13 protein-coding genes are annotated in these 13,086 nt (G+C 67.6%); 4 read left to right on the top strand and 9 right to left on the bottom strand.

Features of this window, described 5'->3' with window-relative positions:
• Positions 1 to 50 precede the first annotated feature (50 nt).
• From recJ to AWR35_RS09660, 7 genes are all read right to left on the bottom strand, one after another.
• Positions 51 to 1,835 carry a single-stranded-DNA-specific exonuclease RecJ gene (gene recJ, locus AWR35_RS09690; protein WP_058575739.1) on the bottom strand — a complete coding sequence of 595 codons (1,785 nt, stop codon included), beginning with the start codon at positions 1,833 to 1,835 and terminating at the stop codon, positions 51 to 53.
• Complete coding sequence (locus tag AWR35_RS09685; protein ID WP_058575738.1) at positions 1,832 to 2,983, bottom strand: hypothetical protein; 1,152 nt, start codon at positions 2,981 to 2,983, stop codon at positions 1,832 to 1,834. The genes recJ and AWR35_RS09685 overlap by 4 nt, the downstream gene beginning before the upstream one ends.
• Complete coding sequence (locus AWR35_RS09680; protein ID WP_058575737.1) at positions 2,983 to 3,612, bottom strand: histidine phosphatase family protein; 630 nt, start codon at positions 3,610 to 3,612, stop codon at positions 2,983 to 2,985. The genes AWR35_RS09685 and AWR35_RS09680 overlap by 1 nt, the downstream gene beginning before the upstream one ends.
• A gap of 102 nt (positions 3,613 to 3,714) precedes the next feature.
• Positions 3,715 to 3,921 carry a DUF3185 family protein gene (locus tag AWR35_RS09675; protein WP_058575736.1) on the bottom strand — a complete coding sequence of 69 codons (207 nt, stop codon included), beginning with the start codon at positions 3,919 to 3,921 and terminating at the stop codon, positions 3,715 to 3,717.
• Positions 3,922 to 3,991: 70 nt separating this feature from the next.
• On the bottom strand, positions 3,992 to 4,894 hold the full coding sequence (gene ampE, locus AWR35_RS09670; protein WP_058575735.1) for a regulatory signaling modulator protein AmpE: 903 nt from the start codon (positions 4,892 to 4,894) through the stop codon (positions 3,992 to 3,994).
• A 40-nt stretch (positions 4,895 to 4,934) separates the two neighbouring features.
• Positions 4,935 to 5,495, bottom strand: coding sequence for a 1,6-anhydro-N-acetylmuramyl-L-alanine amidase AmpD (ampD, locus tag AWR35_RS09665; RefSeq protein WP_058575734.1), 561 nt, complete (start codon positions 5,493 to 5,495; stop codon positions 4,935 to 4,937).
• Positions 5,496 to 5,540: 45 nt separating this feature from the next.
• Complete coding sequence (locus AWR35_RS09660; RefSeq protein WP_066185129.1) at positions 5,541 to 6,197, bottom strand: CinA family protein; 657 nt, start codon at positions 6,195 to 6,197, stop codon at positions 5,541 to 5,543.
• 75 nt (positions 6,198 to 6,272) lie between these two features.
• Between AWR35_RS09660 and mutS the strand changes: the two genes are divergently transcribed.
• Genes mutS through AWR35_RS09640 form a run of 4 tightly spaced genes read left to right on the top strand, consistent with a single transcriptional unit; the run spans position 6,273 to position 11,202 of the window.
• Positions 6,273 to 8,930, top strand: coding sequence for a DNA mismatch repair protein MutS (gene mutS / locus AWR35_RS09655; RefSeq protein ID WP_231723587.1), 2,658 nt, complete (start codon positions 6,273 to 6,275; stop codon positions 8,928 to 8,930).
• 33 nt (positions 8,931 to 8,963) lie between these two features.
• Positions 8,964 to 9,422 (top strand): NUDIX domain-containing protein, encoded by a 459-nt coding sequence (locus tag AWR35_RS09650; protein ID WP_058575733.1) that lies wholly within the window; start codon positions 8,964 to 8,966, stop codon positions 9,420 to 9,422.
• Positions 9,419 to 10,546, top strand: a complete 1,128-nt coding sequence (mnmA, locus tag AWR35_RS09645) for a tRNA 2-thiouridine(34) synthase MnmA (protein ID WP_156413983.1) — start codon at positions 9,419 to 9,421, stop codon at positions 10,544 to 10,546. Before AWR35_RS09650 ends, mnmA begins: the two co-directional genes overlap by 4 nt.
• Positions 10,547 to 10,575: 29 nt before the next feature.
• On the top strand, positions 10,576 to 11,202 hold the full coding sequence (locus AWR35_RS09640; RefSeq protein WP_058575732.1) for a DUF489 family protein: 627 nt from the start codon (positions 10,576 to 10,578) through the stop codon (positions 11,200 to 11,202).
• A gap of 80 nt (positions 11,203 to 11,282) precedes the next feature.
• On the opposite strand, the gene AWR35_RS09635 is transcribed toward AWR35_RS09640, so the two are convergent.
• Positions 11,283 to 11,600, bottom strand: a complete 318-nt coding sequence (locus tag AWR35_RS09635) for a DUF2818 family protein (RefSeq protein ID WP_058575731.1) — start codon at positions 11,598 to 11,600, stop codon at positions 11,283 to 11,285.
• A gap of 39 nt (positions 11,601 to 11,639) precedes the next feature.
• Positions 11,640 to 13,076 (bottom strand): NADH-quinone oxidoreductase subunit NuoN, encoded by a 1,437-nt coding sequence (gene nuoN, locus AWR35_RS09630; protein WP_058575730.1) that lies wholly within the window; start codon positions 13,074 to 13,076, stop codon positions 11,640 to 11,642.
• Between the last annotated feature and the right edge of the window lie 10 nt (positions 13,077 to 13,086).

The following is a 13,086-nucleotide window of genomic DNA, read 5'->3' as shown; positions in this document are numbered from 1 at the left end:
CCGGACACAGCCGGAGCGTTCTATCGCCGAATCCCCGATCGATCCGTGACTTACCGAACCGGCAAGGCCGTCTCGACAAACAGTTTCAGGCGTCGCTGACCGCGGAAGCTGTCGATTGCCGGACGATAGGCGATCTGCCAGTGTCGGCCCGGTGGCAGCGGGTCGGGGGCGTTGAACCAGATGGCATCCAGCGGCCGCCCGGCCGGCGCATCGACCGGCCGCACGCTCAGGCGCCAGTGCTTGCCCCCCTTGAGCGCGGTCTTGTCGATCACCTCGAAGGCGTTGTCGAACAGCGGCTCGGGAAAGCCGGTCCCCCAGGGACCGTGCCGATCGAGCAGCGAGACGAAATCGAGGTGGAAGTCCTCCGCGGCCAGGGGGCCGTCGGTAAGCACCTCGCGGCCGTGCGGCAGGCGCGCCTCGAAACGGGCCATGACCGCGGCGAAGGCGGCCCGGAATGCCTCGATCCGCCCGCTGTCCAGCGACAGACCCGCCGCCATTGCGTGACCGCCAAAGCCTTCGATCAGCCCCGGATGCCGGGCATCGATCTCGACCAGCAGGTCGCGCAGATGGATGCCGGGAATCGAGCGCCCGGAGCCTTTCAACAAGCCGTTGTCGTTGCCGACTTCTGCCGGGGCAAACACGAACACCGGGCGCACCCAGCGGGTCTTCAACCGCCCGGCGACGATGCCGATCACGCCCGGGTGGAACCCCGGATCGTAGCGGACCCAGTCCGTCGCCTGCTTCGGCGGCGTGTCGCCCTGCCCGCCCAACGCACGCTCCAGGTCGGCGGCGACGGTCTCGAGCATGTCCCGCTCGACCGAGCGGCGTTCACGGTTGATGCGATCCAGCTCGGCGGCCAGCCGGCGTGCCTTGGCGGGGTCGTCGGCCAGCAGGCATTCCACGCCCAGGCGCATGTTCTCGAGCCGACCGGCGGCGTTCAGGCGCGGGCCGATGGCAAACCCCAGCGCACTGGACTGGGCCTCGCGCGGATCCCGGCCGGCCTCGGCGAACAGGGCCAGGATGCCCGGCGTGCATTGCTGGGCGCGGATGCGCGCCAAGCCCTGCGCGACCAGGCGGCGGTTGTTGTCGTCCAGCTCCACGACGTCGGCCACGGTGCCCAGGGCGACCAGATCGAGCCAGCTGGCGAGATTGGGGCGTTGGCGCTCGGCAAACCAGTCGCGGCGGTCGAGCTCGGCGCGCACCGCGGCGAGCAGGTAGAAGGCCACGCCCACCCCGGCGAGCGCACCGGATTCGAAGTTCGCATCGGCACGGTTGGGATTGACGATCGCATCGGCCCCGGGAAGCGTATCGCTTGGCAGGTGGTGATCACTGACCACCACCTGGCACCCCATCGCCTTCGCGGCGGCCACGCCCGCATGGGCGGAGACGCCGTTGTCCACGGTCAGTACCAGGTCAGGGGCGACTTCCATCTCCTCGAGCAGCGCCGGACTCAACCCGTAGCCATGACGTTGCCGGTCCGGGATGCGGAAATCGACGCGAGTCGCGCCCATGGCCGTCAGTGCCCGCAGGCAGAGGGCCGTGGCAGTCGCCCCGTCGGCATCGAAATCCCCGACCACCAGGATCTGCCGCCCTGCCTCGACGGCATCGGCGATCAGTTCGGCCGCACGCTCGAGATCGGGCATGCCCGCCGGTGGCAGCAGGGCGGCGAGATCATGGTTCAGCTGTGCCGGGTCATTGATGCCGCGGGCTGCCAGCACGCGCGCCAGCCGTGGATTCAGATGCGCCAGGCCCGCCGCGGGCTCGGGCGTCTCGCGACGACGAATCGTGGCCAGACCCAGTTTTCGGGCCTCCTGTTTGACACTGGCCGTCGTCATGCCCGCCTACGCCAGCCGGTCCACAGGCGTTGCCACAGACGCGCCAAGTAGTTTTCTCGCCGCCATACACCACCCTGACCATCGAGCAAGCGGACGTTCAACCCCGGCACGCTCTCCAGCAGGCCGGCCAGCCAGTCGTCGATCCGGGCGAGCTCGCGCTGAAAACCGCCGAGATCGCCTTCCAGACGACACCAGGCAGCCTCGCTCAACACGACGTGCAGTGACCGACCGGCCTCGATCGCCTCCCGCAGCGACCGGGGAGACGCGTCTTCGAAAGCCAGGGCGTCGTGGCGGGCCAGCACCGCCGGCGAGTCGCTGACGATCAACCCGGCCTCTGTCGCCTCGTCGTGCAGGGGATAAGTGAGCTCGGCCATGCCGTGCGGCCAGAAACTGTTGAGGATCGGCTGACCTCGTCCAGCGCGCTCGTCGTTGAACGGCTGCGGGTAGAGCCACATCTGCACCTCGGTAAGCCACTGGCGCAGAATCGGGTCGCTGTGATGCTCGTCGAGGAACACGCCGGCATTGCGATTCAGCAGGCAGGCGAGCGGCGCGCCGGCACGCTTGAGGTCGACATTCGCCGGACCGACTCCGCCCTCACCGGCACGCGCCAGCAGATAGAGCTGCCTGCCGATGCGTTCTACCCGCATGCCGTCCTGAGCCAGCCAGGCATTCATCTCACCGATCAGCCCGTCGAGCTCCTCGGCGGTCAGCGCCAGAAAACGCGGCCCGAGCGTGATGGCATGATCGGTTTCGGCCTTGAGATGAATCGGGTCGAAACACAGCAACTGGGTGAACCCCTCTGCCTTCCAGGCCTCGATCCGTTCGTGGAATGACTCGCGGCTTCCCCCACCCAGGCACCAGTCACCCAGCGCGCGGGTCAGCGCGTCGATCTCGGCCGGGGGATCCGCTTCGAGAATGCCAAGCGCCTGCCGATCGGGATCCTCGAAGCGGCAATCCGCCTCACCCTCATCATGTGCGCTCGGGGCGAGATAGCGCCTGGAAAGCAGCCGGGCCAATGGCCGCTCGGCGTCGTCATCAGGCCAGGTCCAGGTGGGCGAGGAAAAGCCACTGCCATCATCCGGCCGGCCGTCGCGCGGTTGCAGGCCGAGGATGGAGAGTTCGACAACGGGGCGCGTGGAGTCGGCCATCAGGCACCCTCGTCCGGCAGGCCGTTGTCCAGCGCCAGGAGTCGTCGGCCACGGTCGTTGTGACGAATGGAGAGAAACGCCGCGTACTCGGTCTCGATGCGCGCGATGGCGGCCATCGGCGCGCCCACCACCCAAGCACAGGCCGCGCGCATCACGATGGCATGCGACATGAGCAGCACCTTTTGACCGGCGTGATTGCGCTCGAGGCGTTCGAGCCCGCGCGTGACGCGCTCGAAGAAATCGGCCATCGCCTCGCTCCCCGGCGGGCGGCCGTAGACGGGGTCGGCCAGAAAGGCGGCGTGCTCTTCCGGGTAGCGTTCGGGAATCTCCGCGTGACGCAGGCCCTCCCAGGGGCCGAAGCCGATCTCGCGCAGATCCGGATCGACCACCAGCTCGAGACCACGCCGGTCGGCCACCTCGGCGGCGAAAGACCGGCAACGCACCATCGGCGAGGTGGCGATCACGTCCCAGTCGGCCATCCCCTGCGCCTCCAGCAGTCGAAGGCGTCGCTCGAGCTGCTGCCAGCCGATGTCGCTCAAGGGGTCATCGACGGCATCGCCGCGGAAGCGACGGCCACCCACGGGTTCGCCGTGGCGGATGAGATCGAGTCGGGTGGTCTGGGTGCTCATGGCAACTCGCGGATCGAATGGGAGGCGGGATTCTACCAGTCGATCCAAGGGTCGTAAGCGACCACCGAATCCCGTGCCGCCCGGTCGACCGAAAGGCCGGGATCACTTCTTTCTCGCCACCAGCATCACCAGGCCGACGACAGCACTGACCCCACCGGCAATCCAGTAGAACATCGTGCCCTCGGTGTACTCGCCGGTCAGCGCCTCGGAGACCTGGTCATCCAGCCCCTGCGAGGATTCGTAACCGAAATACAGCAGAATCAGCCCCAGCACCAACAAGGCGACGCCGATCAGTTGTTGTCCCTTCATGTCACTCCCCTCCCTTTGAAGGCCCGGCGGCTGCCGAACCCGTTTTGCAATCATTACGGCCGTTGCCGGTTCAGGGCACCCAGCCGATCATCGTCAGAACCGCGACCAGCGCGAGACCGAACAACAACGCCCGCAGCACGATCGCGTGCGCCGCCCGGTACCAGATACGCTGATCCGCCAGGCAGGCGGATTCGTCGAGGCACTCGTCGGCACGCTCCACGTCGATCACCGCATGCCCGACCCGGGCGATCAGCCCGATCGAGGCCGCCTCCCAGGGATCGAGCGAGCCATGCTCCCGCCCCAGGGACTCGTCGCCGCGCCAGGCATTCAGCCCGCGCTGGAACGATCCGGCCAGCAGCATCAGCACGGTGAATACCGGCGCGGCCGGCACCACCAGGATCGCGTGCAGCCGACGCTGCCAGCCACGCAGGCGGGAGAGCCCCTGCTCGTCGGGATCGGGCGTTTCGGCGAGCCATTCGGTGAGCCGGTACAGCAACGCCCCGGCCGGGCCCGCGAGAACGAACCAGAACAGCACCAGGAACCACTCGCTGAAGGCCAGCACGATGATGCGCTCGCCGGTCTGTCGCGTGGTGGCCTCGGACGGATCGACCGGCGTGCCGTCGAAGAGCACGCGCCGCGCCGATTCGACCGTCTCGGCATCATCCCGGGCGGCCGCGTCGAGCAGCTGACGGTTTATCTCGGAGGTATTGCGCGGCGTGATCACCAGCAGCAGGACCACCATCGCCACCAGCCAGCCGATGATGCCGTCACTGCCCAGCCCCAGCCAGGCGAACAGCACCCCCGGCACCAGCAGCCACACCACCAGACGGGCGGCCGTGGGCCCCACCATGCCGGCAAGCGTCTCGAACACCTCGGTGGTCACGCGACGGGGCCAGCGAGCGGCCCGCCAACGCTGGAAGAATTCCAGGAAGCGGTCGAAGGCGATCACCAGTACCAGTGCCAACAACTTCATCTCGGATACGCCCCTGTCTGTTGTGGTGAAACTGCCATGATCAGGCCGTCGACATGCCTTCGGGCAGGCGGGAAGCCAGGTGGCCCCAGTCGAATGCCGGGCCGGGGTCGGTCTTGCGCCCCGGGGCGACATCGCTGTGCCCACGCACGGCATGCACGGTGGGATAGGCCTGCTTGATCGCCGCCAGCACCTTGCCGAGCGCCTCGTACTGAACGCTCGTGTATGGCTCGGTATCCGTACCTTCCAGCTCGATGCCGATGGAAAAATCGTTGCAGCGTGTGCGCTCGCCGAACCGCGACTCGCCGGCATGCCAGGCGCGCCGATCGAACGGGACGAACTGCTTGATCGATCCGTCGCGATAGATCACCACGTGGGCGGAGACGCGCTGGTCGCGAATCGTCTCGAAATAGGGATGCTCGGCCGGATCGAGGCGATTGGTGAAGAAACGCTCGATCGCGGTGCCGCCGAACTCCCCCGGCGGCAGCGACATGGCATGCACCACCACCAGTTCGATCCGCTCCTCGCGCGGGCGGGCATCGCTGTTCGGCGAGGCGATATACGGCACCGAATCGAGTCGATTGGTCGCAAGATCGATATTCATGTCTGTCTGGCTCCCTCCTCCGCCGGCGAGGCCGGGCACTCGCCGCTACATCTTGAGGCCGGCCACAGGCCAGAACGCATCCGACCAGCGCCGGGCCGCCGCGGCATCCCAGCTCTCGCCGGACAGATGGGCGCACAGCCCTCGCAGCGCAACGTCCACGGCCGAGTGGCGCACCGCCGCCCGGTCACCATCGAAGCGGAAGCGAGCCGCGAAGGTCGTCAGCGGTTCCGCATGGGCCCCGGCGGCCGTCGCCGGTGACCAGTACCCCCAACCGATCCAGACCGTGCCGACCGGCTTGGCCTCGCTGCCGCCCGAAGGGCCGGCCACGCCACTGATCGCCACCGCATAGGACACCTCCGCCCGGCGGATGACCCCTTCGGCCATGGCAGCGACCACCTCGCCCGACACCGCCCCGACCTCGGAGAACAGCGCAGCGGGCACACCCAACTCGCGCTGTTTGGCCCGATTGCTGTAGGTAATCCAGCCGCCCTCGAACCAGCCGGAGCTGCCGGACTGCTCCGTCAGGGTCGCGGCAAGCAACCCGCCGGTGCAGGATTCGGCCACGGCCAGTCGCTGACCGCGCGCCTCGAGGGCCTGGCCCAGGCGTCCCACCCGCGTGGCTCGCTCCATGCCGGCATCGGTCATCCGCTCGGCCGACCAGCTGGGAGGCGTCTTCCCCGACCCGGTGTCGCGTTGATTCATCCGGCTATGCTCCCTGCCCCGACGGCTCCCCCAGGGCTCCCCGTGGAGAGCACGCTTTTGGTTACAATGCGGCCCATGACGACGCAGCCCCCAACCCGCCCGGATCGGACCGGCGAAACCGACGCCTTTGCCGCGCATACGCCCATGATGCAGCAGTTTCTCCGGATCAAACAAGAATACCCGGACGTGCTGCTGTTCTACCGCATGGGCGACTTCTACGAGCTGTTCTTCGAGGACGCGCGCCACGCCGCAAGGCTGCTCGACCTGACACTGACCCAGCGCGGCACCTCGGCCGGCGAACCGATCCCGATGGCCGGCGTGCCGGTGCATGCCTACGAGTCCTATCTCGCCCGGCTCCTGAAGGCCGGCGAATCGGTCGCGATCTGCGAGCAGGTCGGCGACGTGCAGGCCAAGGGGCCAATGAAGCGCGAGGTGGTCAAGGTGGTCACCCCCGGTACGGTCACCGACGAGGCGCTACTCGAACAGCGCCAGGCCCACCGGCTGGTCGCCGTCCACCGCCAACGCAAGCGCGGCCGCGAGCGCCTGGGGCTGGCCCATCTCGATCTGTCCAGCGGCCGCTTTGCCATCATGGCCCCGGCCGGTCCCGACGAGCTGGCCACGGAGCTCGCCCGGGTCGATCCGCGCGAGCTGTTGCTGCCCGAGGGGATGACTCTCGAGACACTGACCGACAGCCTGTTCGCCGACCGCGGGCTCAGCCGCGAGCGCCCCGTATGGCATTTCGCCGCGGATACCGCCGTCGAGCAGCTCTGCGCCCAGTTCGGCACGCGCGATCTCGCCGGCTTCGGCGTGCATGCCGACAACCGCGAGGCGCTGGATGCCGCGCTCGGGGCGGCCGGCGCCCTGTGGCAGTACGTCAACGACACGCAGAAGACCCGTATCGGCCATATCGACGGGCTGGCCGTCGAGCAGACCAGCGATGCGCTGCTGCTCGACGTGCACACCCGCCGGCACCTGGAGCTGTTCGAGGACAGCCAGGGGCGTCCCGAGGGGGCGCTGATCGGCCTGCTCGACCGCACCGCCACCGGCATGGGCGCCCGCCGTCTGCGCGAATGGCTCGCCCGGCCGCTGCGCGATCACGGGGCGCTCGCCGCCCGTCACCAGGCGATCACCGAGCTGCGCGAACGCGACCTGCCCGCCCCGCTGTTCGAGGCACTGCGCCAGGTCAACGACATCGAGCGGATCACCACGCGCATCGTGCTGGGCACCGCCCGGCCGAGGGACCTGGCCGCCCTGCGCGACTCGCTGCACCAGCTTCCCGAACTGACCGCCACCCTCTCCGGCTGCCAGCAACCGCTGCTCACCCAACTGGTGGAGAACCTCGCCGACCTGCCCGAGGTGCGCGAACTGCTGGACGCGGCCATCGCCGAGAAACCCTCGGTGTGGTTGCGCGACGGTGGGGTGATCGCGGCCGGCTTCGACGAGGAACTCGACCGGCTGCGCGGGCTGTCCGAGCGGGCCGACACCACGCTCACCGCCATGGAGGAGGACGCCCGTCGCCAGTCGGGGATCGAGAATCTCAAGCTCGCCTACAACCGCGTTCACGGTTACTACTTCGAGGTGCCGCGCAGCCAGTCGGCGCGCATGCCCGAGACCTTCACCCGCCGCCAGACGTTGAAATCGGTCGAGCGCTACACCAACGACACCCTCAAGACCTTCGAGCAGGAGGTGCTGACCGCCCGCGACAAGGCGCTGGCCCGCGAGCGCGAGTGCTTCAACGACCTGTTGGCTCGACTGACCACCAGCCAGGCCGAGCTGCGCCGGCGCGCGGACGCACTCGCCGATCTCGACACGCTCGCCGCGCTGAGTGATGTCGCCGAGCGTCAGCAGTGGACCGCGCCGCGCTTCTGGGACGAGGTCGGCGTCGAGATCGTACAGGGGCGCCATCCGGTGGTCGAAGCCAACAGCGACGCGGTGTTCGTCCCCAACGATGCCGGCCTGGGGCCGGACCGGCGCATGCTCTTGATCACCGGTCCAAACATGGGCGGCAAATCGACCTACATGCGCCAGACCGCGCTGATCGTGCTGCTGGCCCATGCCGGCGCCCACGTGCCCGCGCAATCGGCGACCATCGGTCCGATCGACCGGATCTTCACGCGCATCGGGGCGTCCGACGATCTGGCCTCGGGGCGCTCGACCTTCATGGTCGAGATGACCGAGACGGCCGAGATCCTGCACCACGCCACCGATCGCTCGCTGGTGCTGATCGACGAGATCGGCCGGGGCACCTCGACCTTCGACGGCCTGGCACTCGCCTGGGCGGTGGCCGAGCACCTGCTCAACAAGAACCGCGCGATGACGCTGTTCGCCACCCACTACTTCGAGCTCACCCAGCTGGCCGAGCAGTTCGAGACGCTGGTGAACGTGCACCTGGAGGCGATCACCCATCAGGGCGAGCTGGTCTTCCTCCACGGCGTGAAGGATGGCCCGGCCAACCAGAGCTACGGCATCGATGTCGCCAAGCTGGCCGGACTGCCCCGCCCCACCATCCGCCGGGCGCGCGGGCTGCTTGAAAAACTCGAATGGCAGTCCCATGCCGGGGCCGAGGCACCGCAACTCGACCTGTTCGCCGCCGAGCCGGTCGTCGAGACGACCGAGCCGGAACCCGACATGCTGCTCGAGGCACTCGACGAGCTCGACCCGGACGGCCTGTCCCCGCGCGCCGCGCTGGATCTGCTCTACGAGTGGAAGGCGCGCCGCGAGCAGGATCTCTGAGCCGCCCCTTTTCCCGGACGATATACTGACCTCATGCCCGTATCCGCCGACCGCCCGCTCGTCTCGCTGACCGTCGCCGGCATCGCCCGCCGCGACGAGGAGTACCTGATCGTCGAGGAGACCATCCGCGGCCAGCGCTACCTCAACCAGCCCGCCGGTCACGTCGAGCCCGGCGAGACCCTGATCGAGGCGGTGATCCGCGAGGTGCGCGAAGAAACCCGCTTCGCCTTCGAGCCCACCGACCTGTTGGGCCTGTACCACGACAATCCCGGCGAAGGCCGGCGCGTGCTGCGGGTGGCCATCATCGGCGACATCGGCGAGGGCCCCGACGACGAGCCGCTCGACGACGGCATCCTCGCCGCCCACTTCATGAGCCGAGAGGCGATCGAAGGCTCGGCCCTGCCGCACCGCTCGCCGTTCGTCACCGCCGCGATCCGCGACTTCGAACAGGGGTGCCGCTACCCCCTCGACCTGCTGCACTCGATCCGATGACCGACAAGACACACGAGAGCCTTATCCCCCCTGCTCCGGCCGACGCCCCGCGCATCATGGTGGGCATGTCCGGCGGCGTGGATTCCTCCGTGGCCGCCCTGCTCCTCAAGGAGGCGGGTTACCGCGTCGAGGGCCTGTTCATGAAGAACTGGGAGGGCGACGACGATGACGAGTACTGCGCCGCCAAGGAGGACATGCTCGATGCCATGGCAGTAGCGGACAAGCTCGGCATCGAGTTCCATTACGTCAACTTCGCCGCCGAGTACTGGGACCGGGTGTTCGAGCACTTCCTGCACGAGTATCAGGCCGGGCGCACGCCCAACCCGGACATCCTCTGCAACCGCGAGATCAAGTTCCGCGCCTTTCTCGACCACGCCCGCTCGCTGGGCGCCGATGCCATCGCCACCGGCCACTACGCCCGCCGGCTGGAAGGCCCCGACGGCGCGCGCCTCGGCCGCGGCATCGACGAGAACAAGGACCAGAGCTACTTCCTGCACGCCCTGAGCCGCGAACAGGTCGGCTCGGCCTATTTCCCGGTCGGCGAACTGGAAAAGCCGCGGGTGCGCGAGATCGCCGCCGAACACGACCTGATCACGGCGGGCAAGAAGGACTCGACCGGCATCTGCTTTATCGGCGAGCGGCGTTTCGCCGATTTCCTCAAGACCTATCTGCCCGCGCAGCCGGGTCCGATCGAGACCCTCGACGGCGAGCGTCTGGGCACCCACCAGGGGCTGATGTACCACACCATCGGCCAGCGTCAGGGCCTGGGGATCGGCGGGACCAAGAGCCACGGCGACGCGCCCTGGTACGTTGCCGGCAAGGATCTCGAGCGCAACACCCTGCTGGTCGTACAGGGCAAGAACCATCCGGCCCTGTTCGCCCGGCGGCTCGAGGCCGAGCAGGTGCACTGGATCGAACCGCCGCCGACCGGCCGGCCGCTCACTGCCAAGATCCGCTATCGCCAGCCCGACCAGGCGGTGAGCATCGAGCAGGACGGCGACCGGCTGGTCGCCACCTTCGAGACCGCCCAGCGGGCCATCACCCCCGGGCAGTCGGTGGTGTTCTATGATGGGCCGGTGTGCCTGGGCGGAGCGGTGATCACCCGCGCCCTGCCCGACGGCTGAACCCATTTCCAACCACACGAACCGAATCGATGGCGCGAAATATCGACGACCACATCATCGCGATGGCCGGCATGACCCAGGCCGTCCAGCTGATCCAGACGCTCGCCTACGAGGGGCGTGTCGCGGACCGAGAGGCGCTCGAGGCCAGCATCGGCTCGCTGTTCGCCTTTGATGCCCCCGACACGGCCAGCATCTACGGCGGGCTGTCCGGCGTGCGCTTCGGTCTCAAGCGGCTCACCGAACTGCTGGCCGGCAACTCGCGCGCACCGCGAGATCTCGAACTGACGCGTTACGTGGTCACCCTGTTCGCCGTGACCAAGTCATTCCGCAACGAGCCCGAGATGGGCGACACGCTCTTCCGCCGCCTGGAGGAACTCAAGCCCAGTTACCAGGAGCACGGCGCCGATGCGGGTCTGCTGTCCGACCTGAACAACCTCTACCGCGAGACGCTCAGCCACCTGCCGCAGAAGTTCGTCATCAACGGCGAGAAGCATCACCTCGAGGAAATGCAGGTCTCATCGAGCGTCCGCGCCCTGCTGCTCGCCGGCGTGCGGGCGACCATCCTGTTCGACCAGGTCGGCGGTCGGCGCTGGCGGCTGCTGTTCCAGCGCGGCAAGTACGTCGAGGGCGCGCAGCGGCTACTGCGTCAGGCCTGACCGGAGAGACACGGAAAACAAAAAGGCGGCCCGCGCGAGAAGCGGGGCCGCCTTTCTCGTTTGCGCCTGTCGGTGTGAAACTAGATCTGCAGGTGCTTGCGCAGCTGGTACTGCCAGATGAAGCCGATCACCGAGAAGACGGCGAAGATACAGGCGGAGATGGCCCAGAACTCCCAGCCCTTGGGCTCGATGCCGCCGATGGCGTACTCGAGATACAGCCCGGCGCTCATGCCGAGCACGAAATAGACCAGCCATTCGACAATCCGCCACCAGAACGACTTCTGTCGACCCGGCTGCGCCACGCGGATGACCAGGAACAGGCGCTGGTTGACGAACGGCAGGTTCGCCAGGACGAACAGCCCGATCAGGTAGCTGACGATGATCGAGTCGGCAATCATGGGAACCTCATTGGCTTGAGCCGGTTGCCCGCGCCCGGTTTACAGGCCGAAGGCACCGGCAGTGAGTGCGGTCAGGCCGGTAGGATACAGGCCGAAGATCAGCATGGACGCCCCACTCAGGGCCAGTACGCCACGCACGTTGGCATCCGCCTGGATGGGACTGGTGTCAGTCGGCTGGTCGAAGTAGACCATCTTGACCGCGCGGAGGTAGTAGAACGCGCCGATGACCGCCGTGACCACCGCGAAGATGGCCAGCCACCACAGGCCGATACCCACGATCGACTGCAGTACGGCGAGCTTCGCCCAGAAACCGAAGGTGAACGGGATGCCGGCCATCGAGAACATCAGCAGCAGGAAGACGAACGCCATCACCGGGCTGCGGTCGTTCAGGCCCTTGAGATCCTCGAGGCTCTCGGCCTCGAATCCCTGGCGGGCAAGCAGCAGGATGATGCCGAAACCGCCGATGGTCATCACCGCGTAGGCGATGGTGTAGAACAGCGCCGCGGCATAACCCTCGTTCGTGCCGGCCAGCACGCCCAGCAGGATGAAGCCGACATGACCGATGGTCGAGTAGGTAAGCATCCGCTTGAAGCTCGTCTGTGCGATCGCGACCACGTTGCCGATCGCCATCGACAGCATCGCCACCACGATCAGCATCGGCTGCCAGTCGGAGAACAGCGGGCCCATGCCGTCGACCAGCAGACGCATGACCAGGGCGAGCGCCGCGATCTTGGGCGCAGCGGCCAGATACAGGGTCACGGCCGTCGGTGCGCCCTCGTAGACGTCCGGCAGCCACATGTGGAACGGGGCGATACCCATCTTGAACACCGCACCGACCACGATCAGCACCACGGCCGCCTTGAGCGCCAGGGAGTCCTCGCCGCCGGCCACGCTGTCCGCGATCGCGGTCAGGGTCAGGTCACCGGTGACGCCGTAGAGCAGCGACATGCCGTACAGGAGGATCCCCGAGGCCAGCGCGCCGAGGACGAAGTACTTCATCGCCGCTTCCGAGGCGCGGCCATCGTCCCGCTTGAACGCGGTCATCGCATACATCGCCAACGACAGCAGTTCGAGGCCGAGGTAAAGCAGCAGGAGGTGGTTCGACGAGATGGTGATCATCATCCCCAGCACGCCGAACAGGCCGAGCATGTAGTACTCGCCCTTGTCGATGCCGCGCTGGCGCAGATAGGTGCGTGACATCACGAGCACCGCAGCGACCAGCGCGTAGATGACGAGCTTCATCACGTCGGCCATGGGATCGTTGACCACCATGCCGCCAAAGCTCATGCGCACGCTGTCGTCCATCTGCAGCAGCGTGATGACGAACAGGGCGACCAGCGTCAGCAGCGACAGCGCATAGCTGACCGACGGACCGCGTTTCGGCATGAACGGGTCGACGAGCAGGATCAGGCAGGCCATCGCCGCGAGGACGATTTCGGGCAGGACCGGTTGCAGGTTCAGTGAGGCGAGTGTCATAGGGAACGTC

Origin of the sequence: Guyparkeria sp. WRN-7 (assembly GCF_001641825.1) — a bacterium.
GTDB lineage: Bacteria > Pseudomonadota > Gammaproteobacteria > Halothiobacillales > Halothiobacillaceae > Guyparkeria.
This window is presented reverse-complemented; position numbering and strand designations above follow the sequence as displayed.